General features: G+C 38.4%; 24 protein-coding genes and 2 other annotated features. Of the genes, 18 read left to right on the top strand and 6 right to left on the bottom strand.

Annotation, left to right across the window (positions count from 1 at the left end; all coding sequences use genetic code 11):
• Positions 1–66: 66 nt before the first annotated feature.
• Entirely contained in the window at positions 67–660 is a 594-nt protein-coding gene (locus OPF91_RS11375; protein WP_264988865.1) for a hypothetical protein, read from the bottom strand.
• Positions 661–822: 162 nt separating this feature from the next.
• On the opposite strand from OPF91_RS11375, the gene OPF91_RS11370 reads away from it, so the two are divergent.
• Entirely contained in the window at positions 823–1293 is a 471-nt protein-coding gene (locus OPF91_RS11370) for a DinB family protein (protein WP_264988864.1), read from the top strand.
• Between the two features lie 66 nt (positions 1294–1359).
• Positions 1360–1731, top strand: a complete 372-nt coding sequence (locus OPF91_RS11365) for a hypothetical protein (protein ID WP_264988863.1) — start codon at positions 1360–1362, stop codon at positions 1729–1731.
• Between the two features lie 72 nt (positions 1732–1803).
• On the opposite strand, the gene OPF91_RS11360 is transcribed toward OPF91_RS11365, so the two are convergent.
• Positions 1804–3210, bottom strand: coding sequence for a VanZ family protein (locus OPF91_RS11360; protein WP_264988862.1), 1407 nt, complete (start codon positions 3208–3210; stop codon positions 1804–1806).
• 231 nt (positions 3211–3441) lie between these two features.
• Between OPF91_RS11360 and OPF91_RS11355 the strand changes: the two genes are divergently transcribed.
• Positions 3442–3984, top strand: a complete 543-nt coding sequence (locus OPF91_RS11355; RefSeq protein WP_264988861.1) for a class I SAM-dependent methyltransferase — start codon at positions 3442–3444, stop codon at positions 3982–3984.
• A 74-nt stretch (positions 3985–4058) separates the two neighbouring features.
• Positions 4059–4223, top strand: coding sequence for a hypothetical protein (locus tag OPF91_RS11350; protein ID WP_264988860.1), 165 nt, complete (start codon positions 4059–4061; stop codon positions 4221–4223).
• A gap of 384 nt (positions 4224–4607) precedes the next feature.
• Here the strand turns inward: OPF91_RS11350 and OPF91_RS11345 are convergent, their stop codons facing one another.
• Positions 4608–6212, bottom strand: a complete 1605-nt coding sequence (locus OPF91_RS11345; protein ID WP_264988859.1) for an ABC-F family ATP-binding cassette domain-containing protein — start codon at positions 6210–6212, stop codon at positions 4608–4610.
• 241 nt (positions 6213–6453) lie between these two features.
• Here OPF91_RS11345 and OPF91_RS11340 point away from each other — a divergent pair, with 241 nt between their 5' ends.
• The 7 genes from OPF91_RS11340 to OPF91_RS11310 all read left to right on the top strand — a co-directional run bounded on the left by OPF91_RS11340 (position 6454) and on the right by OPF91_RS11310 (position 17006).
• Positions 6454–8193, top strand: coding sequence for a methyl-accepting chemotaxis protein (locus OPF91_RS11340; protein WP_264988858.1), 1740 nt, complete (start codon positions 6454–6456; stop codon positions 8191–8193).
• Between the two features lie 35 nt (positions 8194–8228).
• Positions 8229–8448: a binding site (T-box leader), on the top strand.
• Between the two features lie 48 nt (positions 8449–8496).
• Positions 8497–10170 carry an arginine--tRNA ligase gene (argS, locus tag OPF91_RS11335; protein ID WP_264988857.1) on the top strand — a complete coding sequence of 558 codons (1674 nt, stop codon included), beginning with the start codon at positions 8497–8499 and terminating at the stop codon, positions 10168–10170.
• Positions 10171–10364: 194 nt separating this feature from the next.
• A complete protein-coding gene (locus OPF91_RS11330) occupies positions 10365–12233 on the top strand; it encodes a leucine-rich repeat domain-containing protein (protein ID WP_264988856.1) in 1869 nt (622 codons plus the stop codon).
• Positions 12234–12473: 240 nt separating this feature from the next.
• A complete protein-coding gene (locus OPF91_RS11325; RefSeq protein WP_264988855.1) occupies positions 12474–13577 on the top strand; it encodes a TcaA NTF2-like domain-containing protein in 1104 nt (367 codons plus the stop codon).
• A gap of 26 nt (positions 13578–13603) precedes the next feature.
• Positions 13604–15349: a DNA helicase RecQ gene (gene recQ / locus OPF91_RS11320; protein WP_264989151.1), complete on the top strand. Its 1746-nt coding sequence runs from the start codon at positions 13604–13606 to the stop codon at positions 15347–15349.
• A 45-nt stretch (positions 15350–15394) separates the two neighbouring features.
• Positions 15395–15601, top strand: a binding site (T-box leader).
• 48 nt (positions 15602–15649) lie between these two features.
• Positions 15650–16540, top strand: coding sequence for an EamA family transporter (locus OPF91_RS11315; RefSeq protein WP_264988854.1), 891 nt, complete (start codon positions 15650–15652; stop codon positions 16538–16540).
• A 28-nt stretch (positions 16541–16568) separates the two neighbouring features.
• The gene (locus OPF91_RS11310; protein WP_264988853.1) at positions 16569–17006 is read left to right on the top strand and encodes a hypothetical protein; all 438 of its coding nucleotides are present in this window, start codon (positions 16569–16571) and stop codon (positions 17004–17006) included.
• 29 nt (positions 17007–17035) lie between these two features.
• On the opposite strand, the gene OPF91_RS11305 is transcribed toward OPF91_RS11310, so the two are convergent.
• Complete coding sequence (locus tag OPF91_RS11305) at positions 17036–18118, bottom strand: citrate synthase/methylcitrate synthase (RefSeq protein ID WP_264988852.1); 1083 nt, start codon at positions 18116–18118, stop codon at positions 17036–17038.
• A 104-nt stretch (positions 18119–18222) separates the two neighbouring features.
• On the opposite strand from OPF91_RS11305, the gene OPF91_RS11300 reads away from it, so the two are divergent.
• Entirely contained in the window at positions 18223–19104 is an 882-nt protein-coding gene (locus OPF91_RS11300) for a LysR family transcriptional regulator (RefSeq protein ID WP_264988851.1), read from the top strand.
• A gap of 378 nt (positions 19105–19482) precedes the next feature.
• Here the strand turns inward: OPF91_RS11300 and msrA are convergent, their stop codons facing one another.
• Entirely contained in the window at positions 19483–20004 is a 522-nt protein-coding gene (gene msrA / locus OPF91_RS11295) for a peptide-methionine (S)-S-oxide reductase MsrA (protein WP_264988850.1), read from the bottom strand.
• A gap of 110 nt (positions 20005–20114) precedes the next feature.
• Between msrA and OPF91_RS11290 the strand changes: the two genes are divergently transcribed.
• Together OPF91_RS11290 and OPF91_RS11285 are read left to right on the top strand one after the other, a co-directional pair.
• Positions 20115–21065 carry an LCP family protein gene (locus OPF91_RS11290; RefSeq protein WP_264988849.1) on the top strand — a complete coding sequence of 317 codons (951 nt, stop codon included), beginning with the start codon at positions 20115–20117 and terminating at the stop codon, positions 21063–21065.
• A gap of 47 nt (positions 21066–21112) precedes the next feature.
• Positions 21113–22306, top strand: coding sequence for an AI-2E family transporter (locus tag OPF91_RS11285; protein ID WP_264988848.1), 1194 nt, complete (start codon positions 21113–21115; stop codon positions 22304–22306).
• A gap of 47 nt (positions 22307–22353) precedes the next feature.
• On the opposite strand, the gene OPF91_RS11280 is transcribed toward OPF91_RS11285, so the two are convergent.
• The gene (locus OPF91_RS11280) at positions 22354–23526 is read right to left on the bottom strand and encodes an aminotransferase class I/II-fold pyridoxal phosphate-dependent enzyme (protein WP_264988847.1); all 1173 of its coding nucleotides are present in this window, start codon (positions 23524–23526) and stop codon (positions 22354–22356) included.
• Positions 23527–23833: 307 nt separating this feature from the next.
• Here OPF91_RS11280 and OPF91_RS11275 point away from each other — a divergent pair, with 307 nt between their 5' ends.
• From OPF91_RS11275 to OPF91_RS11260, 4 genes are all read left to right on the top strand, one after another.
• A complete protein-coding gene (locus OPF91_RS11275; RefSeq protein ID WP_264988846.1) occupies positions 23834–24703 on the top strand; it encodes a tyrosine-type recombinase/integrase in 870 nt (289 codons plus the stop codon).
• A gap of 93 nt (positions 24704–24796) precedes the next feature.
• The gene (locus tag OPF91_RS11270; protein WP_264988845.1) at positions 24797–25210 is read left to right on the top strand and encodes a hypothetical protein; all 414 of its coding nucleotides are present in this window, start codon (positions 24797–24799) and stop codon (positions 25208–25210) included.
• A gap of 241 nt (positions 25211–25451) precedes the next feature.
• Entirely contained in the window at positions 25452–26393 is a 942-nt protein-coding gene (locus OPF91_RS11265; RefSeq protein ID WP_264988844.1) for a tyrosine recombinase XerC, read from the top strand.
• A 245-nt stretch (positions 26394–26638) separates the two neighbouring features.
• Positions 26639–26788 (top strand): transcriptional regulator, encoded by a 150-nt coding sequence (locus OPF91_RS11260; RefSeq protein ID WP_264988843.1) that lies wholly within the window; start codon positions 26639–26641, stop codon positions 26786–26788.
• Positions 26789–26803 lie beyond the last annotated feature (15 nt).

Raw genomic sequence — 26803 nt, 5'->3', positions numbered from 1 at the left:
ACTTTCGTTAAATTAAGGCGCCCTATACACATAGGGTGCCTTTTTTGTATGCACAGATGATTGTTGTTATTCGATTTTAGTTAAAGTGGATGTAACGACAAAAGCGTCTTCCTGCATTTCATATTCTGTACGTAATAAGCCGATATGTGGAGCAAAATATTTCCGTGTCGTTGTCGTATCTTCCTTGCGCACGACTAACAAGACATCTTGGGAGATTGTGTCACCAATGGTAAGTGTTTCAGTCGTGGAAACAATCGTCCAACCATGAAATTGCTGACCTGCTTGTAATGGTGACTGCAATACCGTTTCCAAAATAGGGAGGGAAGCAACTTGCTGTGCGGTTGGAATCGCTGGAGACTCTTCTACGACTTCTTGTAATACAAGCTCAATGGCTTTCTCTGTGATACGATAAACTTTTAATAACGTGACACCACCATTATCCTCTATTTGAGCAATATGCTGGGTGTCGATATAAGTGGTGTGCACCGTATAGCTAGCAAACTCATTGCCTTCTCCTTGGAAATAAGCTGTTGAGCCATCAGGTGGGAAAAGGGATAGCAATGTTGGTGTCACTGGCAAATCAGCTGTTATATCACTAGGCTGCTGGGTACAACCAATCAGTAAAAGAGGTAAGGATAGGATAAATAAGAGGTATCTCATCTTCAAAACTCCTTCCGCTGTTTTCTTTTATTATATACACAATATAGGAATGATACATTTATATCAAATAATAATATTATGTAAACTTAAATCAGAACTTGTAAATAGTTCACTTTTTTTTGTATGATAGAAAAGAAGTAAACATTGTAGGAGGTCTGTTCGATGTATCGACAAGTAGATGATTTTTTAAAAGAATGGTCACACGCTTCAAAAGGTACTTTGCAAGTATTACAAGCTGTAACAGATGAAAAGCTAGGACAAAGTATTGTAGAAGGACATAGTACACTTGGCTGGTTGGGCTGGCATTTAGTAGGCGCAATTGGTTATTTTGGCTATTTAGCAGGCTTGACTGTGCCAATGCTTGGTAAAGATGATCCGATTCCTGCAACAGCAGCAGAAATTGTCACTGCCTATGAAAATGCAACAGAGGCGATAAAAGAAGAAGTAGCTAAGCTAACAAATGAAGATATGCTAGTGGAAGTGAAAGGCCTGATGGGACCTACAGAACGTGGTGCCATATTGCGCATTTTCATTGACCATCAAACACACCATCGTGGACAAATGACCGTATTATTACGTCAAGCAGGCTTACCAGTGCCAGCTGTGATGGGCCCAACAAAAGAAATGCAATAATAACAAATGCTCTCCTGATAGTGTTAGGAGAGCATTTTATTTCATATAAAAGGTTGGTAATTGGTTATGAAAAAAATACTAATCTATCAGCTTGTAATGTTATTTATTTTAGTAGGATGTTCATCTGCTGTAAAGACAAACCCGACAGCTCGCTCTATTCTTGCTGATAATCCACAAGCTGATATTTTACAATACAAAGATGTCGTCTATCGTAATGTTACAGAGGAAGAGTGGCTAGATAGCTCGACCTACATAAAGGGCGAAAAGCTTGGAGAAATTGCTAAGAGGACAACTTCTACGCTATTCTTTAAAAATTGCTATGCCACAAAATTGAAGGCTGGCACGTCATTTTTCGCTACCAATAACAACTCTTTCTCTATGATTATCGTAGAAATCGGTGATAAACAGCTACTGTATCAGGCGCTTTTAGAAGGGTAAACACTATGTCAGCATGATAGCAAAGTCCGTATACTCGAAATTTTGTTATCATGCTGGTACTGTATAGCATCACTATTTTCTTGCTTGAATTAAAGTAAACCAATCCTTGCCATTAAATGTTCCAGACACTCTGTATATAGGTTGGTAGAAGCCTTTCGTGTCATACATATATGAAAGTTCTATAGCATCTACATTAATTTGGTCACCTTTTTTGATAATCAACTCATCTTCCTGTACAAGTGCATTATATTTGATTTGAGGAAATTCACCATTTTTTATTCGCTCATATACCTCAAAAGGAGAAAGGATATTCACTTCTCGTACCAATTGGTTTTGATGAAAATCATTCGCTAATGAATAAATTTGACCGTCTGGTTTAAGACCAAGACGTACTTCACCACTCCAATAATTCATATTGACATCGGGACGATCTAAAAGTTGCCATTCAAACAAGCCATTTTCCGATACAGTCAATTCAGCATCTTGAGGTAGTAGAGCAAGCTCTTCCATTAATGCCGTTGCCTCCTCCATCATTGGTTTGTTTGATGAAGCCTGCTCGGCTGTGTAATGATTCTCCGTTAATGACCATTGTCCCTCCGAACTAATAAATAGCGTATATTGATTTCCTGTTGGACTTTCTAAGAGAAGCTCACGATCATCACGAAAAGTTCGTGTACGTAGCTCTGATAAGCCTAATTTCTCTTGCAATAGAGCTTCAACATCGTCATTTTTTTTCATTTTTTTGTAAACAGGAGCTACTGTAGGTGATGGACTTAGTTCCAATGAAGTCGATACATCAACCTCTGACATATTGGATTTTGTATAGGCATTAATGGCTAGATGACCAAACTCTTGTTGAGCATAGACAATGTTCATACCGATAAAAATCAATCCCATTAAAAGTGGTATAGCAAGGTTGCCAATTAAACTTTTCACTTTCACTTTTTTATGATGGACAATGGAAGCACCAAGCATGTATAGTTGGTAGCCTATAATACCACCAAGTGAATTATTGATTAAATCATCCAGCTCAAAAATACCTGCTCCTGAAAGAGTCTGATACGTTTCGATGGCTAGCGTTGCGCTAAAAATAATAAGAAATGACCATTTAAAAGCCTTCCATTTTGCGTTAATAAAAGGTAAAAATAAACCTAATGGAATAAACATTGCGATATTAAAAAGGCAATTTTGCAGCTCACGTAAAGAATATTTTTTCCATGCGTCTATATAGCCACTGAATGGCTGAAGATTCATCTGCATATAATGCGAGGTGCCACGACCAATAACCGTTAGCTCAAGTACAAAAACAATATATCCAATGAAGATGGCACCAACAATGAGGCGCTTGATTTGATTTGAAGGCTGCTTTCTAGCATATAAGAAATAATAAAGTGTAATCAGTAAAAACTCTATACCTATAATGACGATAACTGGCAACATTAAAATTTGAATATTATTGAGAATTTCTGTAAAATCCAAGATGAGATACTCCTAACTATTTTAAAATAAATTACATGTAAAAGATTTTGAATAAATGTGTATGAGGCTCTTTGTCGACCTTTATCATTATAAATGGAATTTATTAATAATTAGACGGGATATTTATGAAGATTTCTTAAGAATTTGCATCTTTTTGAAATCGGGGTGTCTTTGCCCATGACATTGTTTGAATGAATGGTTATAGAGAGAAAATGGGATGGTGAAATCTTTATGAAAATAGTGATTGGAGCAGGGGAGACGAAGTTTGAGGGGTGGCTTAGTACCCAAGAAGAGGAACTGAATTTATTGTCTTTAGAAAGTTGGCATCAATTATCTGCGCCAGCATGTATAGATGCACTTTTAGCTGAACATGTATGGGAGCATTTAAGCCTTGAGGATGGAATAAAAGCTGCTAAGCATTGTTATCAATTTTTAAAACCAGGTGGATACATTCGTTGTGCGGTTCCTGATAAAAATTTTCGTCATGATGGCTATCAACAGATGGTTCAAGTTGGTGGCCCTGGACCAGCAGACCATCCAGCAGCCACACATAAAATCGTCTATGATGCAAAAACGTTTGTGTCTATATTTGAAATGGCTGGATTTGAGGTGACTTTGTTGGAGTATTGTGATGACAACGGAGATTTTCACTATACATACTGGAATGAAGCAGATGGAAAGATAGGCAGGTCATTGCGATTCGACACAAGAAATTCGATTCAGAAATTAGGAATGGTGTCCATTATTATAGATGCCAAAAAACCTTTATCTTGATTCGGCAAATGCTTTTTGTATCGAAAGCGGAGCGTCAGATACAGAAGAGCCCTTCCTCTACAGGGAGGGGATGAATGCCTATTTTTACTTCCATTCAGTGGGTGTCCAAACGCCTGTATCTGTTGCTGACGCTGCGCTTTCGCACAAAAAAGATTGCACTGCGCTTTCGATACAAATGTTTTCTGCGCGAAAGTGAAACGTCAGCAGCAAATAAAAAGACATTCACTGAATCAAGATAAAGCCCCGGCGGATGTTGTACCTGACGCTAACGCTTTCGGTACAGAAAAACATGTGCTGACGCTGCGTTTCACTCCGCTTTCGCACAGAAAAACCGTGTGTCATGGATTTTGAGGGCCTACACGATGTAGGTCAGTTAATGTTTTCTGTACGAAAGCGTAGTACAACGCAGCGACAGTAACAAGCCGTTGTCACAGGATGTGATGTTTTTAGGCTAACTTCCTTTATACGAGCGAACTCGGAAAAATCCAGACGCAATTACGCTGGGGCGTAATTGATTAATTAAAAATAACCATTCGGATGACTGAAGAATAAAAGGTTTGTTATGGAGTCATAGAAAAACGGCACCTCGTCAAATAGAGTGTGCCGTTTTATTTAGTAGAAGATTAGTTCAACCCTTGACTATCCTTCCACTCAAGGAATTCATCATATGTTAATTGCTTATCTAAAATGGAGCCGTCTTCACGGATTTCAATCACGCGGTTGGCAATTGTTTGGATAAATTGATGGTCATGAGATGTAAAAATCATTGCGCCTTTGAAGCGGATTAACCCTTCGTTCAAAGCTTGAATCGATTCAAGGTCAAGATGGTTCGTTGGTTCATCTAATAAAATAACATTGGCTGTTGCTAACATCATTTTTGATAACATACAACGTACCTTTTCGCCTCCTGACAACACAGAAGGGGATTTTTTCACTTCCTCACCAGAGAACAGCATACGACCTAGGAAGCCACGTAAGAAGCTTTCTGTTTCATCATCTGGTGAATATTGACGTAGCCATTCCACTAATGTTTTTTCAGAGCCTTGGAAGTATTTATCATGGTCATTTTCAAAGTAGCTTTGTGATGTTGTTACGCCCCATTTGAACGTACCCGCATCCGCTTCTTTTTCTTCCATTAAAATATCAAGAAGTGCTGTTTTTGCCATTGGGCTACCAAGCAAGATGATTTTGTCTTCTTTATTCATGGCAAAACGAATATCTTTAAATAGCGTTTCACCATCTTGTGTTGCTGTTAAACCGTCTACTGTTAATACGTCATTACCAATTTCACGACCAATTTGGAAATTGATGAATGGATATTTACGACTAGAAGGCTTAATATCATCTAATTCAATTTTATCTAGCATTTTTTTACGTGAAGTTGCTTGCTTCGATTTAGAAGCATTCGCAGAGAAACGTGCGATAAAGGCTTGTAGCTCTTTAATTTTCTCTTCTTTTTTCGAGTTTTGATCTTGTGCCATTTTTTGTGCTAGTTGAGAAGACTCATACCAAAAATCGTAGTTTCCTACATATAATTGGATTTTAGAGAAGTCTAAATCTGCAATATGTGTACATACTTTATTTAAGAAGTGACGGTCATGGGATACAACGATAACTGTATGTTCAAAGTTAATGAGGAATTCCTCTAACCATTGGATTGCCTTTAAGTCAAGGTGGTTGGTCGGTTCATCTAGTAATAGTACGTCTGGTTGACCAAATAAGGCTTGTGCCAATAATACTTTGACTTTATCAGAACCTTCTAAATCACCCATTAACATATAATGAAGATCATCGGAAATACCTAAACCATTTAATAATGTGGCAGCTTCAGAGTCTGCTTCCCAGCCGTTTAGCTCCGCAAATTCTCCTTCAAGCTCTGCTGCACGCATACCATCCTCATCAGAGAAATCTTCTTTTGCATAAATCGCATCTTTTTCTGTTTTCACATCATAAAGACGCTTATTGCCCATAATCACGGTATCTAATACAGTATGTTCATCGTATTCAAAGTGATTTTGTTTGAGGACAGATAAACGCTCGTCCTTGCCCATCGATACATGGCCTTCTTGTGGCTCAATATCCCCAGCTAAAATTTTTAAAAATGTAGATTTCCCCGCACCATTTGCACCAATTAAGCCGTAGCAGTTCCCTGGTGTGAATTTTATATTGACGTCTTCAAATAGTTTACGATCACCATAACGAAGACCTACGTTACTTACTTGAATCATGAACGTTCCTCCTTTTTTTCACAATGCTTTTAGTATAGCATGAAAGCTATTCTACAGTCTATAAAGGGAAGTTTCATCAGCAGTATTTTACAAGAACATACAGCAAAAAGTATTTTTATGCAAAACGCAAAATTTTATTACAAAAATCAGTAATAGATAGCTAGTCAGTATGTTCAAGTAATGGTACGCTAAAGTGACTAGGGTATTAGAAGGATAGAGGAATTTGTTGGGGGTGTACATAATGCGAAGGGGTATTCAGCAAAAAATGGTAATCTATTTTTCCGCAATACTATTAGTGACATGTTTAACGATTTCGTGGATGAGTTATCAGTCCTCCCGTCAATTAATTGAACAATCATTAAGTAGCATTGCGGAAACGATTGCCGAACAAGCGTTAATGAAAATTGATACAACAACATATGAACAAGAAGTATCAATGGATGAAGCAACAAGTAATACATCCTATTACTTTGCACTACGAGAAACATTAAATGAGTTTAGACAATCTACAGGTTTATCTTATCTGTACACGATGGCTAGGCAGGAAGTAGCAGATGGTTATAGCTATCATTATATGGTGGATGGTATGCCTGTTGGGGATGAAGATGAATCTTTATTGGGTGATGTCGAAGATAATCCAGATTTAGTGCCTGTGATGAAAGCGGCTTATCAAACAGGAGAAACACATTCTACCATGGCGGTCGATCCAGAATATGGTGCGCTCATTTCGGTTTTTGTACCAATGTTGTCCCAAAAAGGAGAGGTCATTGGTCTTGTAGGGGCTGATTTGGATGCAACCGATATTTATGAAAAGATGGCACAGCAAAAGCGAAACTTAGTGATTTTAATAGCAGTTGCTTTACTAGTGAGCTTTTTAATGGTGTACCGTTTATCGTCTCGTTTAGTCAAACCGTTAAAATTACTGGCTACACAAGTGCATCGTATTGGAGAAGGCGATTTATCAGTCCAAATTGACACGCGTTCAAAAGATGAAATTGGCACGATTATGCAGGCTGTGCAGTTGATGACTAATAATTTAAAGCTTGTCATTCGTAGTATGAATCAAAATGCATCACAGCTTTTAACGATGTCCAATCAACAGCTTCGTTATGCGGAGGAAATTAAACAGAGCAATGGTGTGATTGAGCAAACGATGGAGGAGCTGGCTTCAGGTTCAGTGGAGCAAACGATTTCTACGACAACGATGAATGAAACGATGGAGCATTTTGCCCATCAAATCCAGCAAACCGCTCAAAAGGGAGAAGTTTTAACAAAGGAATCCATGGCCATTATTGATTTAACAGAGACAGGTGTAGAGCAAATTACATCCTCGGAGCAGCAGATGCAAATTTTGCACGAAGAAGTTCGTCAATCGGTTGAACAGGTAGGCAAATTGGATAGGCAAACACGAGAAATTTCAAACTTTGTAACGAGTATTCAAGAAATTGCTGAGCAGACCAATTTATTGGCTTTAAATGCAGCTATTGAAGCGGCACGTGCAGGCGAACATGGCAAAGGCTTTGCTGTAGTAGCAGATGAGGTGCGTAAATTAGCAGATGAAGTTAAAACGACCGTTGTGAAAATTGCACAAATTGTGTCAAATATTCAACAAGAATCGACTATTGTTGTACATGCCTTACAGAAGAGTTACAAAGAGGCAGAAGAAGGAACGAAACGACTGCAATTGACAGGTGCTACATTTGGCGATATTTATAAAACCGTGGAGCATATGCAGCAGCAGACGCAAGGAATGGAGAAGGAATTACAGGACATGACTAACCATAGCAGTCATGTCCAGCATTCGATTGAAGCGGTGGTGGCAGTGACGGAGGAAGCACAGGCAGGTGTTGAAAATACATCTGCATTAGTGCACACATCTACGGCTTCCATTGGAGAGATTGTACATAATTCAGAGGAACTTGTCCAAATTGCCAATGAGTTACATGCACTAGTAGCGAAATTTACATTGGAAAAGGATTGACTTGATGTGAAACCTCCTGTAATATATGGAAAAAGTAAAATTCGATGAAAAAGAGAGTAATTTAGCAGGAAACTGACAAGCGAGTTAGGGATGGTGGGAGCCTAATACGGGGATGCTAAATGAAACGCACTTTGGAGAAGGTTCTTGAAATCGTTAGTAGAGAACATCGGGGCGTCACCTCGTTAACAATGGAAAGTGGTCATGTAAAATGGCAACTAGAGTGGTACCACGGGAAACTATGCTCTCGTCTCTTATTTAGAGGCGAGGGCTTTTTTTATTTCATTTTATGGAGGAGGATATACCATGCAAGCACAAATTATTCAAAGTATTGTCACCGCATTGGATAGACAATTAACAGAACAGGAAGTACAACAGCTAGTAGAAAAACCAAAAAATGTGGCTTTAGGAGATTTGGCATTTCCATGCTTCACATTAGCTAAAAAGCTGAAAAAATCACCTAATGTGATTGCAATAGAGCTACAAAAGAAACTGCAAGGTGATACGATACAAGAGAGTCAAGTCGTAGGCGGCTATGTGAATATTTTTTTCAATCAGTCGATGATGACTCAGCAAGTGCTACAGACTATTATGGCGGAGCAACATCAATATGGGGCAAAGTCAAAGACACAGGAGCGAGTTGTGATTGATTTTTCCTCGCCAAATATTGCAAAACCTTTTTCAATGGGGCATTTACGTTCTACGGTAATCGGCAATGCGCTTGCTAATATCGCTGAAAAAAACGGTTTAACGGCGGTACGTATCAATCATTTAGGCGATTGGGGGACTCAATTTGGTAAACTAATTGTTGCCTATCAGCGTTGGGGCAATCAACAAGCGATTGAAGCCTCGCCCATTGAAGAACTATTAAAAATTTATGTACGTTTCCATGAAGAAGCAGAGCAGGATGATGTGTTAAATGAAGAGGCCCGAGTAGCATTTAAAGCATTGGAGGACGGAGATGAGGAGGCACTTGCTTTATGGCAGTGGTTTAGAGAGGTCTCATTAGAGGAATTTCAAGCCATCTATCAATTACTAGGTATTCCATTTGATTCATTTGCGGGTGAGGCTTTTTACAACGATAAAATGGCTTCTGTTGTGCAAGAGCTGGAGGATAAGCATTTATTAGTCGAATCAGATGGGGCTTATGTGGTGGAGCTAGAGCAAATGCCACCATGTTTAATTAAAAAAACAGATGGCGCCACATTATATGCAACACGTGATTTAGCAGCTGCCTTCTACCGTAAGCAACAGTATCAACCACAAAAAATTTTTTATGTTGTTGGTAACGAGCAAACCCTTCATTTTCAGCAATTGTTTCAGGTTATTCACAAGATGGGCTATGATTGGGCACAACATTTACAACATATCCCATTCGGCATGATATTGAAGGATGGCAAGAAAATGTCCACACGTAAAGGGAAGGTTGTGTTGTTAGCTGATGTTTTACGAGAAGCGATTGCTACAGCGAAGCGCAATATTGAAGAAAAAAATCCAATGCTAGACAACCCAGATGAGGTAGCGAAACAAGTTGGTGTAGGCGCTGTTATATTCAATGATTTAAAGCATGACCGTCTACACGATATTGATTTTTCACTAGAGCAAATGATGAATTTTGAAGGGGAGACAGCGCCCTATATTCAATATACGTATGCACGTATTTCTTCTATTTTAAGAAAAGTCGCACCTGTATCAACACCTGCGACATTCGAAGTATTAGGGAGCCATGCATGGCCGATTATTTTATGGCTAGAGCAATTTCCAAAAACGGTTGGCTATGCCTATGAACAGGCAGATCCATCACAAATAGCGAAATATGCTTTACAATTGGCACGTTACTTTAATAAATACTATGCACAGCAAAAAATAGTTGCAGAAGATGCGTTATTCTCAACTAGAATTGCCCTTTGTCAATGTGTAGCCATTGTACTAGCAGAAGCATTAGCCCTATTAGGTATTGCAGCACCACAAGAAATGTAAAAGGTCAAAGGGCAGAACATCCATGTTTTTGCCCTTTTGTTTTGATTTAATACATAAGTTAGGAACAAAAATACAAGCAGACACGAAACCTCTCCTTACCGCCCAACGTAAATGAATACAATAGGGTATCTTATCCTATTTTTATCCACATAAAAATTTGATTTAATACAATTAAGCGAAAAGGAGGGCTATGGATGGCATTTGTGAAATTAACTTGCCCGAATTGTCATGGCAAGCTGAACTATAAAGAGGGGCAGACATTAAAGTGTCCTTACTGTGAAACGGAATTATTAATAAAGGAAAATAAAGTTTATTATATTAACCAAACAATTAATCATTATTATGGAGACGTGCCTAACCAACGTGCCTCCCATGCTAAACCTAATTTAAAGGCTTTATTCCTTCTTCCATTGATAATTGTGCTGGCATTGATGGTGTACTTTTTTTTTATGGATACAAAAACCAATACAGATGATAAAGTACAAATGGCGGTTCGTACAATGCCTGAAAGTAAGGCACTGCTTTTCTTCTTGAAGGATATTTTCAATAAAGGGGATGCATTGCCAACGGAAGAGGAAATGGCGACCATTCGTTATTTTTTTGCCCATAAATTAGAGGATCAGTGGCATTTTGAATATAGCTTTGATGACCCATTTTCAAATAAGCAGGTTGAAATAATCGACTATACCTTAATGGATAAGCTGTTGAATAAAGAAAGAATTGAGCAGAAGGATTTTGAAGCTTTTACAGGATTAACGAAGTTGAGGCTAGATGATGAATATGACATTCAGCAAAGTGAGCAATTAAGCTTTGCGCATGTAAAAGGCTTAAAAAGCTATTCAGGTGCTTTCAATGAATCATTTGCGAGAATTGTGGAGTTTATAGGAGACAAATCGAAAATCACGGAGCTTTCTGTACAAATTCGCAATAATAGTGAACTTGCTTTATTAGCAGACTTTCCAAATTTGCAGTCACTATATATAACCTATGTGGATGAATCCGTGACCGATTTTCACATACTGAATCAGCTAAAACTAACATCATTTGCTATCAATTATATAGATGATTTTCATTGGTTATCTGCGCTCACTAATTTACAATCCTTAAAAATCACGTATACAGATGCGACAGATTTTAGTGCATTATACGCATTAAGTCAGCTACGGGAGTTGACTGTAGTGCATGCAAAAAATTTAAAAACATTGGATTTTCTACAAAGCATGCCCAATTTACAACTGTTACATTTGAATTCTACGTCCATTCCTAATTTAGAGCCTATTCGTAATAAGCCATCTTTAACAAGGCTAATTTTAGAAAGTAATACTGAATTGAGTTCACTTGAAGCGGTAGGAAATCTAGCTTCATTAACGGAATTAAAAATAAGTGGCTATTATGAGGAGGATATACCAGTCATTGCTGCGCCCAATCTAAAGAAGGCAGATGTAAAAGATGTATTACTATCTAAACTACAAGCGCCTGCTTTACAAGATTTAACGATTGAGCTTACATCGAAATTTGATGTCACACAGTTAGTGAAATTTCCACAGCTAGAGCAGTTTTCGACATTTGGGAGTGAAGAATTAAGCAATATTAGCACCTTCAATAAAATGGCTAGCTTACATACATTAAAACTAAATGAGCCATACCTTTTAGAAGAGGCAAACGAACTATTTCATTTGCAATATGTGAAAGCATTAACTTGTGCTAGTTGTTCTTTTAGTCTTGTGGGAGAGAAACCATTTGTGAATCAGACATTAGAGCATTTAACATTCACTAAACCATCCTTTGAAATAAATCGTGGTGATTGGTTACATGATAGCAATAAATTAATGCCATATTTTCAGGAGATGACTGCATTGCGGTCCTTTACATTGCAAGACAGTGCATTGCAATCGCTCAATTTTATGGAAAAATGGCAACAGGTTGAGGTGCTACATTTAGAAAATAACGCAATTAGCAATATTGAGCCATTAGTGAAACTGGCGAATTTAAGAAAGCTATATATTACAGGAAATCCAGTGCAAAATAGAGCGATGTTGGATAAAGCGATATTCATTTACTAAGGTTGTCTTTTGGAGACAGCCTTTTTTACATAATAAGGGAAGCACAACATTTCGCTCATTTTTTGATTCTAACAAAATTCAGTTATATATGAATTAAGCGAGATAAAACGAAAAAATCTATAGAATGAAAGATTTTATCTCACATAATAATATTATGTAAACTTGAAAGGGTTTGCAATGTTGTATATGATGTGTATAGGGAATCAGGAGATACTACAATAAGAAAGTTTTGGTGAAGTTATGCGGAATAAAATGCTGTTGCTTGGCGGTATTGTGTTGCTTACCACAGGTTGTATGCCACAAGCTGTGACCGAATTTGTGCAACCGAAAAAAAATGAAACGAAAATCGAACAGGCTGTCGTAAAACAGAAAGAAAAAATTGTTCCTGAGGTAAAGGTTATTGGTGAACATGGTGCAGGAGCAGGCATTATCGTAAAACAAGATAAGGATACGCTCTATATTTTGACAAATGGAGCATTAGTCGCCACAAATACCGTTGCCTTTGTCAAATTGAATCAGCAGCAGCTTGTTGTAGCGGATATTCATTATATGTCTACAGCCCATAATATTGCTTTGCTAAAAGTGAATTATCCTGCAACAGTCAGTTTACCTGTTATGTATACAGGTCATTTGGACAAGCTTGCTGTCTATACAGATGGTTTTCCTTATACAATTGAAAAATATAATGATAGAGTAGCGGCTTATTATATCGATGCACAGCAACCAATACCATTAGGAAGTGCAGTATTAGAGGAAAAAACAGGAGCACTTGTTGGCATTTATTTTACACGTCAAGAAAAGAGTGAAACACAGCCATACATATTAGCGATTCAGCAAATTGTGCCATTGCTGGAAGAATGGATCAATGAGGGCATGGAACCCAAAGTCCGTTTAGTGCAATCTCAACGCTTATTACCTTATCTAGAAGAGGGTGATCAAGCGATTGTCCAGCAAGCAGTTGAGCAATATGGAACCAATATTTTTGCGTATCAGCGTGATGAAATTCAAGTGTTTTTAGATGCTTTTCATAAACAATTAAAAATAGCTGTAGATAGGCAGGATACGAGTACGATGACAGTGATGATTGGTACAGAAGTTCTTCAACAAAAAGTAGATGATATGGTCAAGTACTACGCATCCAAGAAAGCAAAAATCCGTTTTTCTCAAACAACCATTCAGCAAATTGAAGTCGTAGGACAAACCATAAAGGCACGTGTGAAAACAGCGTACATGCTGACAAATGCAGCAGGGCAAGAGGCAACAGCAAGTGCTACTACTTTGTATGAGATGCAGAAAAATAGCCAAGGCGATTACCAAATGACGAATTTGACCATAAAGGAGTGAGTGAATTGTTAGAGCAAGCAAGGCAAATGTTACAGCATCATTTTGGCTATGATACATTTCGACAAGGACAGGAACAAATTATTGAGCAAACATTATACGGTCAATCGAGTCTTTGTGTGATGCCAACGGGTGGTGGCAAATCCATTTGCTATCAAATTCCAGCATTAATGTTAGATGGTTTAACGATTGTCATTTCACCGCTTATTTCCTTAATGCAGGATCAAGTGGAGGCATTACGGACAGCGAATATTCCAGCTGCTTATATTAATAGTACGTTGTCAACACAGGAAGTAGAGGAGACGATGCAGCTAGCAAGTATGGGCTATTTGAAGCTCTTGTATATTGCACCAGAGCGATTGGAGAGCCCTTCCTTTTTACAAGTGTTATCTCATTTACCTGTGCCATTACTGGCGGTCGATGAAGCACATTGTATTTCACAGTGGGGACATGATTTTCGACCGAGCTATCGTGCTATTCAAAAACTATTTACATTATGGCCAAAGAAGCCGACTGTGCTAGCGTTAACTGCAACGGCAACACCAGCTGTATGTGATGATATTCGTACCCTTTTATCCATTGATGAGCAGGCAACAGTGATGACAGGCTTTGCACGTGAAAATTTAGCGTTCTCAGTCTTAATTGGAGAAAATAAGGAACGTTATATTAAACAGTATTTAGCGAAAAATCAGCAGGAGGCAGGTATTATCTATGCGGCAACACGCAAGGCAGTAGATGCGCTATATGATGTGCTTAGTCGGTCGGGTGAAGCTGTTGCGAAATATCATGCAGGCTTGTCCGAGGATATGCGAATGGCTGAGCAGGAGCGTTTTTTAAAGGATGAGGCGCGTGTGATGATTGCAACCAATGCCTTTGGAATGGGGATTGATAAAAGTAATGTGCGCTTTGTCATTCATTATCAAATGCCACGTAATATGGAGAGCTATTATCAGGAGGCAGGGCGAGCAGGACGAGATGGCTTGCCGAGCACCTGTATTTTGCTGTATGCGTCAGGCGATGTACAGACACAGCGCTTCTTAATTGAGCAAACACAGGATGAAACACGTATTACGCAGGAATTAAAGAAGCTACAAACGATGGTGGACTACTGTCATACCGAGGGATGTCTACAAAATGCCATTTTAATTTATTTTGCTGACCAAGCTGTGGAGCCTTGTGGACGTTGTAGTAACTGTAATGATGGACGAGCTGTAACAGATGTGACAGTCGATGCGCAAAAGGTGTTAGCGTGTGTCGTACGCATGGGGCAAAAATTTGGCAAAACGATGGTTGCTCAAGTATTAGTTGGCTCAAAAAATCAAAAAATCAATGATTTTGGCTTTGCGAAGCTATCAACGTATGGCATTTTAAAGGGGCAGTATTCGTCAAAAGATGTGTTGAGCTTTATGGAATTTTTAATTGCTGAAGGGGTGCTGGCTGTTCAGCATGGTACATTTCCGACGATTTATGTACCAGAGGAAGGAAAACAAGTCTTGCTCGGTAGGCGCATTGTCACACGGAAGGAAGCTATCGTTGTTCGACAAATTGCAGTGGATGATCCATTGTTTGAGCATTTGCGTGTACTGCGTAAACAAATTGCAGATGAGGAGCGTGTCCCGCCATTCGTTGTTTTTTCTGATAAGACATTACGAGAGTTATGTGAGAAAAAACCACAGATGCTTGAAGGTTTACGCCGTGTGAGTGGAATTGGTGATGTGAAATTTGAAAAATACGGTCAACGCTTTTTTGAGGCCATGCAGTCATTTCTAGTATAAATGTATTTGACAACAGTTGTAAAAAAATATAGGATAGTAAAAATAGTAATGTCAAGGATTAGAAGTAGTAGAATAGTAGATTCTTTCAGAGAGTTGCTGGCTGGTGTGAAGCAATAAGAAAGCTATTTGAACTCGTCTAGGAGATGTTGTGCAGAACGCTAGTATGCACAAACGGCAGCTACCGTTATAGCCTAAGGTGGGTTAGTTGATAACCAAGTAGAGTGGTACCGCGAAGCAAACTTCGTCTCTTTTTTGAGGCGAAGTTTTTTCTTTTGATTTTAGCAAAAGGGGGAATGGTGAATGAAGAGGTATAAGGTAGGTGTACTCGCTTTAATCAGTTCGGCTATTATCACGGCCATTAGCCAAGTATTTTATGCAAACCGTGTGCAGGGGATTCATCCTTTTTTATTTACAGGTATCAGCTTTTTTGTAACAAGTCTCTATTTTCAATGCTTTGCTTTTCGACAAAAGGTAGCGCCACGCTGGCGACAAACATGGCAGCCATTACTTAGCTTGAACCTTTCTTCTGTTGTCACCTTTATGGGCTTTTATTTTGCTTTAAAGTATATTGAACCAGCCATTGTTAGCTCACTCGAAATGGGCATTGGGCCATTATTTATTTTACTCATTACTTTGTATCAACGCACAGCTATTGCCAAAAGCCAGTGGTTTATAGCTGTGGGGACATTGTTTGCCTGTGGTGTATTAATTATGGCAGTAGTAGTGGGAGAATCGGGTGTTACGATGGAGCTTTCGACAGAGGTCGTAATAGGAATAATAGCGAGTATACTATGTGGTGCGGGCGCTGTCTGTTGTTCCATCTATTCTAAGCAATTGAATGAGCTTGGCTGGACAAGCTCGATGATTTTAGCTAAACGTTATATCGGTATTGTTTCACTTTCCTTTTTTCTCACATATGATCGCATTTTACCTTATTTGATGGATAATATTATGTGGATTTTATTGCTGACGCTATTTGGTGTCATGCTGCCAATGTATTTATTGCAAAAAGGAATTCAATACACCAATACTTTTTTGGTAATGATGTCTCTATGCTTTGTACCTGTCTTTACATTTGCTTTTCAATTGATAGATGCTCGTGTTCAATTTTCAACAGTGACATTTAGTGGTGTACTGTTATTATTTTGTCTAGGTGTTGCTAGTATATGGATTGAAAAGAAAGTGAACTAATGAAAAGATTCAAAAGGAGTGTTTCAACATGATAAAACGAAGGATGGCTCTGTCTATCTTTTGGCTACTGCTGTTAGTGGGATGTGGTGTTCATGAAGAACCGATGTCAATATCGTCGCTTACACGAGTAGATGTGACCGTCATGCAGCCAGATGGTAGTGATGGAGAAACGATTGTCTTAGCAGATCAAGAGACGGTTAACCAGTTACGCAGTCTATTTGCAGCGATTCAATGGGAGTACCAAGTAAAAGCTGAAATGGTAAGGAGAGAGGATGTTCAAGCAACACTATTTTTTGAACTAGACCCCAATATGCCAGAAAAATTAGCAATTTATCAAATTTGGTTTGAAGCGAACGGTATAGCAACGGTTATCCATGGGGCAGAAAATGGCTATGGTAGATTAACGAAAGAGCAGGCAAAGCAATTGCAAGCTATCGTATTTCATAATGAAGGAAAAGGACTGTAGGAAGTCAATTTCCAACAGTCCTTATTTTTCTATTTGTTCCCTATATATTCAGATTGAGGTCGGAAAATTGTATTATCCTGTAGCTGCTCAATCGCATGTGCTGTCCAGCCGATGATTCTAGCCATACTGAATGTTGGTGTAAATAATGCTGGTGGCATATCAATCGAACGCATAATGGCTGCTGCATAATATTCCACGTTTGTGTAGAGCTTACGACCAGGTTTATACTGCTCCAGTAATGTAGTGATTTCTTTTTCAGCGACTGTGGCTAAGTCTAACCATGCATCTTGACCATACATACTTGTGCATTTATCACGTAGTAAAATCGAACGTGGATCCTCTGTTTTATAAATTCGATGACCAAACCCCATAAGCTTTTCTTTTCTTTGAAGCTTTCCTTCGACTACTTGTTTGATATGTTCTTGTGTGCCGATTTCTTCAAGTAATGCAATCACTCCAGAAGGTGCTCCACCGTGCAAAGGACCTTTCATTGTCCCAATGGCAGAGGTGATAGCTGCTGTTAGATCTGATTCTGTCGAAATGGTGACACGTGCAGCAAACGTAGCCGCATTTAAGCCATGCTCCATCGTTAAGGTCAAATAGGTTTCAAGTGCCTCTACTTGTATTGACGTAGGTATTTTCCCAGTGAGCATCCATAAGTAATTCGCTATATGTGATAATTGTGGATTGGGGTTAATAGCAGCTACCCCTTGCTGCTTTCGATAATGTCTTGCAGCGATAACTGGCATAGCAGCGGTCAGTATAATCGCCTGTTCGTTCATCGATTTAGTTAAAAAATGTGTGTGGCAAAAGGCTGAAACTGCTGTACGTAAGGCATCCATAATGGATACATCCATTGGCAAAGCGTCAAGAACTGTCTGTACATGGGATGGTAAATCTCTACCTTTTCGTAATTCATTTTCCAAATACTTGAGGTTCTGTTCAGTAGGTAATTCCCCATGCCAAATAAAATAAGCAATTTCTTCAAATGAGTGAGCGGGAATTAGCTCATTTACTAAAACACCCCGATAGCGTAATTCACCAATCTCTCCGTCAACAGATGCAATGTGTGTTTGAACAGCTACAACATCCTTTAATCCTTTGCTAAACATGTGTATTCCTCCTTTTGTTTTAGTGTAGCAATCATTTATAATTATAGAAATTAACTATTTTATATTAAAATGATTACTATTTTTAATTATAAAGGAGCGATAGCATGGAATTTCAATGGTTGCAAACTTTTATTGTCGCAGCTGAAACGACTAATTTTCGTCAAGCCTCAGAGAAATTAATCATTTCTCAGCCAAGTGTCACGGTACATATTCGGTTATTAGAGGAATACCTTGGGACAAAGCTCTTTGATCGAGTGAATAATCGTGTGACATTGACCGATGCTGGTAAGCTTTTTTATCAAGAGGCCAAGCAGCTTGTAGATCAGATGGAAATGAGTGTGAAGCGGGTGCATGCCTTTTCACAAGGCTTTCATAAAAATTGGACAATTGCGATTTCTCCATTAATGGCAGAAACGATATTGCCGTATATCTTGCGAACATTTATGGAGAAGCATCCTGACGTGGAAATGACGATTCGAGTGGAGGAATCAGCGGATATCGAACAACTTGTTGAAAGTGGGGACGTGCATTTAGGTATTTCAGCAATCAATACGAAATTAAAAAATATAGAATCTATATGCATATATGAGGACCCTATTCTGTTTGTGATTCCACCTGATATATATGATGAAGAAAGTGGACCGCCTATTGATGTAATGGATGTCTTACAGAAAGAGTATATTTTTACACATCATCATCCGCTGTTTTGGACGGATTTATTAACGCAGCTCACCAAACATGTCAAGCATATACGCACAATGAAGGTGACACAGGCTCATATTGTTAAACGCTTTATTCAGGAGGGGCTTGGTGTCTCTTTTTTACCTTATTCAATTGTCAGACGTGAGTTATTAGAAGGGAGATTAATGCAACCCTATTTTGATCTTTTCCCACTTCCTACTACTTCGACATATATTATGGTGAAAAGGAAGGGTGCACTTGAGCAAGCGTTTATTGAGTTAATTTCTCAATACTATTTTGGATAGAGGGATTGGTTTAAAAAGATGCTTTAGTTAGTTTTCAATGTCCGCTTTTTTTGACCGACACTTATTAACAATCGTCATAGAAAATGGACTATCATGGTAGAAGGTCAGCGTTTCTTCAAATTTTTCTTTCAGCACAATATCATACTCAATGTTTGCACTAAATAAATACAACATATTGATACTGACTGTTGTATATAACGTTGGATCGATTACAGGTAAGGGCGCATTATTTGAGGCTGCTTATTTAAACGTGCTCCATCTAAATCAAAGAAAATGACTCCCTTGTAGTCCTTCATAAATTGAAATATAGTATCCATCGTATAGAATACTAAAGAAAACAGTACACCCGAATGACATTAAATCGTTCGGGTGCTGTAGCTATTTTTCCCAATGCTGTGCAATAAATTCATCGCGCCCTGATTTTTGGCGGTCTTCTTTATAATGCGTTTCCTCTTTTTTATAATAGTCTTGATGATAGTCCTCCGCAGGGTAGAACGTTTCTGCATCGCGAATCACTGTGACGATTGGTTTATCAAAGCGACCACTTTGGGCAAGCTGTTCTTTAGAAGCCTCTGCTATGCGTTTTTGTTCATCCGAATAGGTGAATATCGCTGTTGTATACGACTCACCACGGTCGTGAAACTGCCCATAAGCATCGGTTGGGTCGATTTGCATCCAATAAATATCAAGTAGCTTCTCATAGCTAAAGATGGCTGAATCGAATTCAATTTCGACCACCTCTAAATGACCAGATGTGCCTTTTTTCACGTCTTCATATGTTGGGTTGTCAAGATGTCCACCCATATAACCAGAAGTTACCTTATGTATGCCATCCCATTCGACAAAGGGTTTGACCATACACCAAAAACAACCGCCAGCAAATGCTGCTTTTTCTATCATTATAATCATCCTTTCTATGGTGATTAGTATAGCATTTAATTTAAGAGGATGAAACTTTCCGTCATAGTGAATCGTTACATTACTATATTAATGTTAGAGGAGTTTTTTGAATGAATGAGCAAGAATATACGAGACGTTCACAGCGTCCACCAAAACGTCGTCTACGCAAGGGGCGCATCTTTTTAACATTATTGTTTCTTTGTGTGGTCGTAGTAGTTGGCTATGGTATTACACAATATCGTAGCGGTTTAGCCCTAGCTGAGGATACGAAAGTAAAGCAGGAGGTGTTTACAGGTGATTCAGTACAAGGGGAGATTGAAAATTATTTAATTCTTGGTATTGATACACGTGGGGAAGAAAAATCCCGTACAGATACGATGATGGTGTTATCTTGGAATAAAGGAACAAATAACATGAAGCTTGTGTCTTTTATGCGAGATATTTATGCGGATATTCCAGGCTATCAATCGTATAAATTAAATACGGCCTATTATCTAGGGGGCGTACAGCTATTAAAGGATACGCTTCAGCAGATGTTTGGTCTGCCGATTCATCATTATGCCTTGATTGATTTTCAAAACTTTGAATCACTTGTTGATATTTTAGCACCAAATGGCGTTGAAATGGATGTAGAGAAGGATATGTCCGAGAAAATTGGTGTATCTTTGAAGCAGGGTGTACAGCAATTAAATGGACAAGAGTTATTAGGTTATGCGCGTTTCCGTCATGATGCAGAGGGTGATTTTGGACGAGTGGCACGTCAACAAAAGGTGATGGAGGCGTTGAAAGAGGAGCTACTGACACCTAAAAATTTGTTGAATTTACCGAAATTTGTGGGAGCAGCACAAGGCTATGTCACAACCGATTATTCGTCTTCAGAGGAAATGCAGCAAGTATTAAAGATGCTACTGAAGGGAAAAGTCACAATTGATAAAGCGACAATTCCGATTGAGGGGAGTTATGGCTTCCAAAACTTCCGACATGCAGGTTCATCCATTGTGATAGATGTTGAGCAAAATAAAGACTTTTTACGCACATTTTTAGGGATTCCGCTAGAGTAGATGAAAAAAATCTTGTAAGATGGAAATAGAGAGATTGGAGTGATGTTATGGATAAAGAAAGGCCAAAAGAGCTATCCAACTTTTTTTCCACGAAGTTTATACGATTTCTAGGCGGTAAAAATTTATTGTTTACACTCGTCATTTTATTATTGCTGGCATGTGTTATTTTTATGTTTGATAAAATCTCCTTTATTTTCACACCATTGCAAGTATTATTTGAGGTCGTGATTTTACCAGGCGTGCTGGCGATTATTGCCTATTATTTACTACGGCCATTATTAGGGCTATTAGAAAAATGGCGAATTAGACGAGCATGGGGAATTTTAATTTTGTATATCGCCGTTATTGGCATTATTACATTATTAGTGGTGCTGGTATATCCATTTTTACGTGATCAGTTCACCAATTTAGTACAGGAATTCCCAAATTATTTTATGGTGTTCACCGAAAAAACAGTGAATTTTTTCAATCATTTACATGTAGCCGAGTATTTAGAAAAGATTAATGTCAATGATGTGGTGAATAACTTTACAACAGAAACGATGACGACTGTAAAAAATACGGTATCCAATTTGGCACAAGGTGTCGCTTCAGGCATTACAGGTTTTGTTTCTACATTGACAGGTATTGTGTTATCACTTGTGACTGTGCCATTTATTTTGTTTTATTTATTAAAGGATGGCGAAAAATTACCACAGTTTATGCTGAAAATTTGCCCACCACGTGCCCGCAAAGAAATTCATGCGATTTTGCACGATATGGACAAGCAAATTAGCTCCTACATACAAGGCCAAATTTTAGTGGCTATGTGTATTGGTACAATGGTGACAATTGGCTTTTTAATTATCGGTATGAAATATGCCTTATTACTTGGCTTCTTAGCGATGATTACGAGCGTTGTGCCCTATTTAGGACCTGTTATTGCGATTACGCCAGCGGTCATTATTGCACTCGTGACATCGCCTTTAATGTTAGTAAAGCTGGCTGTAGTGTGGACGATTGTGCAGCTTGTGGAAGGAAAGTTTATCTCACCACAAATTATGGGGAAATCGCTGAGTATCCATCCCATTACCATTATTTTTGTACTTTTAACAGCGGGCTCGTTATTCGGTGTGCCAGGGGTGGTACTTGGTATTCCAGGCTATGCGATTTTAAAAGTGCTTGTCACACATTTATTTACATTGTTCAAACAACGTTATAATCATTATGAAGATGAAAATAAGCAAAAATATGATTTGTAAACGATAAAAAGGAGATGAGCCACTTTTTTGTGGGCATCTCCTTTCGTTTATGAGGACGTCACGTGTATTTGTGCTAAACGTTGAATGGCTTCTTTGAGCACCTCATTTGGCTGTACAAGCGCTAAACGCAAATAGCCTTGTCCAGCGGTACCGAATATCGTACCTGGTACAGTGACGATACCTATTTGTTCAATGAGCTGGAAAGCTAATTCGGTGCAGTCCATGTCATACGGATAACGTGCCCAAACAAACATGCCACCGTTTGATGGAGCGACCTCCCAGCCTAAATCGACTAAGCCATTCATTAATGTGTGATGACGCTCTGCAAAAACCTTTCGCAAATTAGCCGTTATTTCTTCTGCATGATCCAGAGCAACGATTGCAGCTTCTTGAATTGCTTCAAAAATGCCGAAATCTAAGTTAGATTTTAACTGTTTCAATATGGCAATCATTTCGGCATTGCCTGCGATGTAGGCGATGCGTGTCCCTGCTAAGCTAAAGCTTTTTGATAATGAGTTAATTTCTAAGCCAACCTCTTTTGCACCTGGAGCGGCTAAAAAGCTAATGGGTCCATCACCTGTAAAATAAAATTCAGAATAGGCGGCATCATGTAGCACGATAATATTATACTTTTTGGCAAAGGCAATTACTTTCTCAAAATAAGCAATTGAAGGCATCGCTGGGACAGGATTGCCAGGTAAATTTAAAATCATAAGCTTTGCTTTTTGAGCAATATCTTCAGGAACAGCATCGACATCAGGTAAATAGTTGTTATCAGCTGTTTGTGGCATGTAGTAGGGCGTTGCTCCGGCTAAATGAATACCTGCATCATACGCAACGTAGGCTGGATTTGTTGATAACACGATATCACCAGGATCGCAAAAGGCAATTGGTAAGTGAACTAAGCCCTCTTGTGAGCCGATTGTTTGAATGATTTCGGAAGCGGGATCTAAATCGACGTGGTTACGACGTTTATAATAACGGCTAACAGCTTCGTAAAAGCGCTGTGTACCTGTTAATGTATAGCCATAGGAGGAGGCTTGACTAGCTTTTGTAGCTAATTGCTCACGAATTTTAGCATGTGGGGGAAGGTCAGGGCTTCCTAAACTTAAATCGATTATCGATTTGCCGAGTAGTTGCTGCTGCTTTGCTGCATTTTTTAGGTCACCAAAAATAGCTTTTGTAAATAAAGACATTTTTTTAGATGGTTGAATAATCAAAATGTGCACTCCTTTTTAGTTAATAACAGAATGATAGTTTGTATTTTATCACACTAAAGCAATAAAAGGGTATTATTTTTTCGCAATTTTATGATAATTAAAGAGAAAGTTAGGATTGCAAAAAGAGAAAAGACATGAGAAACTTACACAAGAACATACATTCTTATTCTATATTTAAACTAGAAAGTGTAGCACTAATTATAACAGATTATCCGACATTATAGTTTATAAATTAAAACCTATTACTATGCACCCTGAATAACTATAAAACAAAACAACACACACATATCAATAAGGAGAAATTTTTATGGTGACATTACAAGAAGCATGGGATAGCTATATGCTCTTATTGCAATCTGTAAAGAAAAGCGCTGCGACCAAAAAGCAGTATAATCTAGATGGACAGCAATTTTTAGCCTATGCACATGAAAACAATTATATATACGTGGACAAACAGTTGCAGGCATTACTAATGCTCTATTGCGAACATATGAAAGAAACATACACAAATAGTAATACCTTTAATCATAAAATCGCATCGTTGCGTGGCTTTGTGGATTTTATCTTTTTTAGAGAGTGGCTGGAGCCTTTTGATTATGCCTTGATTTTGCAGCCAAAACCACGTCAAAAAGCGACTTTAAAATTGTTAACAAAGCAGCAGCTCATACAAATTGCCAATGTGTGGCCGATTTATTTTCAATATGCGAAAACAGTGGAGCATGCTTGGTTAGCAAGGCGCAATGGCTGTATTGTGCAAATGCTAATGGAGACAGGATGTAAGCCAGCCGAGCTGATAAGGATGAAATGGGGGCATATGAACGACTCTAGCATCTATATCGCAAATGCTAATGGTCGTCGGGAAGTCAAGCTGACCGCTGATTTTTTACAAATACTACAGGATTATAAAGAGGCAACAAGTCAGCTACATCAACAAGAGCTAGGGGAGTGGCTGTGGGTGAGCGAGGCAAATCAAACAAAGCCCATCTCAACAAAAACGGTAGAACGCATTTTTCAAACCATTTCAAAGGATATTCATGTAGATGTACGTGCCACTGATTTACGCTATACGGTGATACAAAAGGCTTTTCAAAGCGACAAAACCATCGAGCACATTCAGCAAGAAATGGGCTATGTGCGTAAATGGGTGGTAGCTGAAAGGCAGGAGCGTTTTGAATAAAAAAGTAACCATCTATTGATAGGCTGATAGATCAATGATAGACAGACACCATTGTGTTTTTTATAATGAAATGTATAGAGGAGATGAAGAACAATGCTATTAATTAACTTAATGCAAGCATATGAATTAAACAAGCTATCTACATTAGGCTATACAGAAGAAGAAATTCTAAAGGCATTACGTAAAGGGGATGTATCTAGTTGGCAGGAAAAGGCTGGAGAGGATGATTTTGCGGAAATCCAAGCACTTTTCCAAGAAAGCGAACAAAGTTTCTTGGATGCGTATAATGGGCATTATCGTATTAAATATGTCACATTACCAGGGCTTCGCAATTTACTGCGCCTTCGTTTTGGTTTAGAGGAAGGTAAGAATTTTCAAGTATTAGACACGGGTGTTCAGCATGTAACATGTGATGAAGAGACAGCACAGCAAATACAACAAATGCTGTCAACAAACTGGTCGTTCGTTAAACAAGCAGATGGTACATATAGTATCACAGTTGGTTGATTCCATATTATCCCTTGCGTGTTGTGAGGCGAATCCAGATGAGTGATAACCCATAAAAAATTTTTTCGAGAGCGCTGATAAAACTGATTTTCTAGCTATATAGAAAGTCAGTTTTTTTTATCACCAAAAACGAACATATGTTCATCGTAGTGAAAAAGGGCATTTTTTCTCCAAAAAAGTTCCCAAATTGATATTTGGGAGCATTTTTTATGCTAAAATAGAGAAAATAAGAGGTGATATGATGGAAAAAATGAAACAGCCAAAAATCATGCGAGATTTCCTTATCTACTTAACTACCATCAAAGGAAAATCACAGCGCACACGTAAAGAATATGAATACGATCTCACACTATTTTTTCGCTTCCATCTTGCCATACAGCAGGACAGAACAGTTGAACAAGTAATGGATATTTCAAGTATCACGATTGAGGATATTCAAGCTATTGTATTAGAGGACTTATATTTATTTATGGAATACTGCGAGGTGCAACGTGGTAATTCTGCGGCTGCAAGAGCACGCAAGGTGGCAACATTAAAGTCATTTTTCAAATATATAAAGGGTAAAAGGCGTTTAATTGAAGAAAACCCAGCAGATGAATTAGAAACGCCGAAAATTGGACGCAAACGACCGATTTATATGAATATGGAGGAGGCACAGCAATTTTTAACTGGCATTTCCTCAGCACGTAACTACTGTATAGCGATGTTTTTCTTAAATTTAGGTATCCGTGTCACAGAGCTGTGTGAGCTGAATCAATCCTCCATACAGGGACGCTATTTAACCATTGTGGGGAAAGGAAATAAGGAACGCACCGTTTATTTAAACGATAGTTGTCTACAGGCACTAAAGGCATATAAGGAAAGTAAGACAACCGTTTTTAAAGGAGCTGACGAGGAGCCATTATTTATTTCCCAAAAAGGTACACGTTTTACACGTCAAACAGTGGCGAAAATTATTAAGCAAATTAACCAACAATCAGGGCTACAAAAAGAGCGTTTAACACCACATAAGCTGCGCCATACATCCGCAACGATGATGTATAAAGCTGGTGCAGATATTCGTAGCCTACAGCATATTCTTGGACATTCCAGCGTTGCTACAACACAGATTTACACGCATATTGAAAACGAAGAGTTGCAACAAGTACTAGAAAATAATCCATTTAATCGGTTGCAAGAATAGTTAATTAAGTAGAAATGTGATGGGAAAGAAGTTTACATATTAAGTAATGAATAAATCTGGCACAGTATCAAAAGATGCAAAGAAAGCTCATTTTCAAGCTAATCAAGTATATTAGAGGAAGTAAAAGCTTGCGGCTATCGCAGGCTTTTTTGTTTACAACTACTTGACGAAATAAACTAACTGTTATATATTATATAAAAATAAAACAATCTGTTATAAAACAGCTTGATAAGGAGGAATGACTGATGTCAAAGTATCGTGAAGGCTATGAGTTTTATTGTGAAATGTGTGAGCGTTATGGATTAGAGCCAATTTCATTTCGATTTTATGTATTACAGCTATCCCAGCAGCAGCTTTTTGCTTACAATATGAGAGCCAAAGAAGTAGGTGTGTAAATGCTTGCCGCCACA

Source organism: Lysinibacillus piscis (genome assembly GCF_026012395.1).
Lineage (GTDB): Bacteria > Bacillota > Bacilli > Bacillales_A > Planococcaceae > Lysinibacillus > Lysinibacillus piscis.
This window is presented reverse-complemented; position numbering and strand designations above follow the sequence as displayed.

What these genes read in the sequence shown, in the direction of transcription:
- OPF91_RS11375 (WP_264988865.1), bottom strand. Translation starts at nt 660, where the DNA reads ATGAGATACCTCTTATTTATCCTATCCTTACCTCTTTTACTGATTGGT.
- OPF91_RS11370 (WP_264988864.1), top strand. Translation starts at nt 823, where the DNA reads ATGTATCGACAAGTAGATGATTTTTTAAAAGAATGGTCACACGCTTCA.
- OPF91_RS11365 (WP_264988863.1), top strand. Translation starts at nt 1,360, where the DNA reads ATGAAAAAAATACTAATCTATCAGCTTGTAATGTTATTTATTTTAGTA.
- OPF91_RS11355 (WP_264988861.1), top strand. Translation starts at nt 3,442, where the DNA reads ATGAAAATAGTGATTGGAGCAGGGGAGACGAAGTTTGAGGGGTGGCTT.
- OPF91_RS11350 (WP_264988860.1), top strand. Translation starts at nt 4,059, where the DNA reads ATGCCTATTTTTACTTCCATTCAGTGGGTGTCCAAACGCCTGTATCTG.
- OPF91_RS11345 (WP_264988859.1), bottom strand. Translation starts at nt 6,212, where the DNA reads ATGATTCAAGTAAGTAACGTAGGTCTTCGTTATGGTGATCGTAAACTA.
- OPF91_RS11340 (WP_264988858.1), top strand. Translation starts at nt 6,454, where the DNA reads ATGCGAAGGGGTATTCAGCAAAAAATGGTAATCTATTTTTCCGCAATA.
- argS (WP_264988857.1), top strand. Translation starts at nt 8,497, where the DNA reads ATGCAAGCACAAATTATTCAAAGTATTGTCACCGCATTGGATAGACAA.
- OPF91_RS11330 (WP_264988856.1), top strand. Translation starts at nt 10,365, where the DNA reads ATGGCATTTGTGAAATTAACTTGCCCGAATTGTCATGGCAAGCTGAAC.
- OPF91_RS11325 (WP_264988855.1), top strand. Translation starts at nt 12,474, where the DNA reads ATGCGGAATAAAATGCTGTTGCTTGGCGGTATTGTGTTGCTTACCACA.
- recQ (WP_264989151.1), top strand. Translation starts at nt 13,604, where the DNA reads ATGTTACAGCATCATTTTGGCTATGATACATTTCGACAAGGACAGGAA.
- OPF91_RS11315 (WP_264988854.1), top strand. Translation starts at nt 15,650, where the DNA reads ATGAAGAGGTATAAGGTAGGTGTACTCGCTTTAATCAGTTCGGCTATT.
- OPF91_RS11310 (WP_264988853.1), top strand. Translation starts at nt 16,569, where the DNA reads ATGATAAAACGAAGGATGGCTCTGTCTATCTTTTGGCTACTGCTGTTA.
- OPF91_RS11305 (WP_264988852.1), bottom strand. Translation starts at nt 18,118, where the DNA reads ATGTTTAGCAAAGGATTAAAGGATGTTGTAGCTGTTCAAACACACATT.
- OPF91_RS11300 (WP_264988851.1), top strand. Translation starts at nt 18,223, where the DNA reads ATGGAATTTCAATGGTTGCAAACTTTTATTGTCGCAGCTGAAACGACT.
- msrA (WP_264988850.1), bottom strand. Translation starts at nt 20,004, where the DNA reads ATGATAGAAAAAGCAGCATTTGCTGGCGGTTGTTTTTGGTGTATGGTC.
- OPF91_RS11290 (WP_264988849.1), top strand. Translation starts at nt 20,115, where the DNA reads ATGAATGAGCAAGAATATACGAGACGTTCACAGCGTCCACCAAAACGT.
- OPF91_RS11285 (WP_264988848.1), top strand. Translation starts at nt 21,113, where the DNA reads ATGGATAAAGAAAGGCCAAAAGAGCTATCCAACTTTTTTTCCACGAAG.
- OPF91_RS11275 (WP_264988846.1), top strand. Translation starts at nt 23,834, where the DNA reads ATGGTGACATTACAAGAAGCATGGGATAGCTATATGCTCTTATTGCAA.
- OPF91_RS11270 (WP_264988845.1), top strand. Translation starts at nt 24,797, where the DNA reads ATGCTATTAATTAACTTAATGCAAGCATATGAATTAAACAAGCTATCT.
- OPF91_RS11265 (WP_264988844.1), top strand. Translation starts at nt 25,452, where the DNA reads ATGGAAAAAATGAAACAGCCAAAAATCATGCGAGATTTCCTTATCTAC.
- OPF91_RS11260 (WP_264988843.1), top strand. Translation starts at nt 26,639, where the DNA reads ATGTCAAAGTATCGTGAAGGCTATGAGTTTTATTGTGAAATGTGTGAG.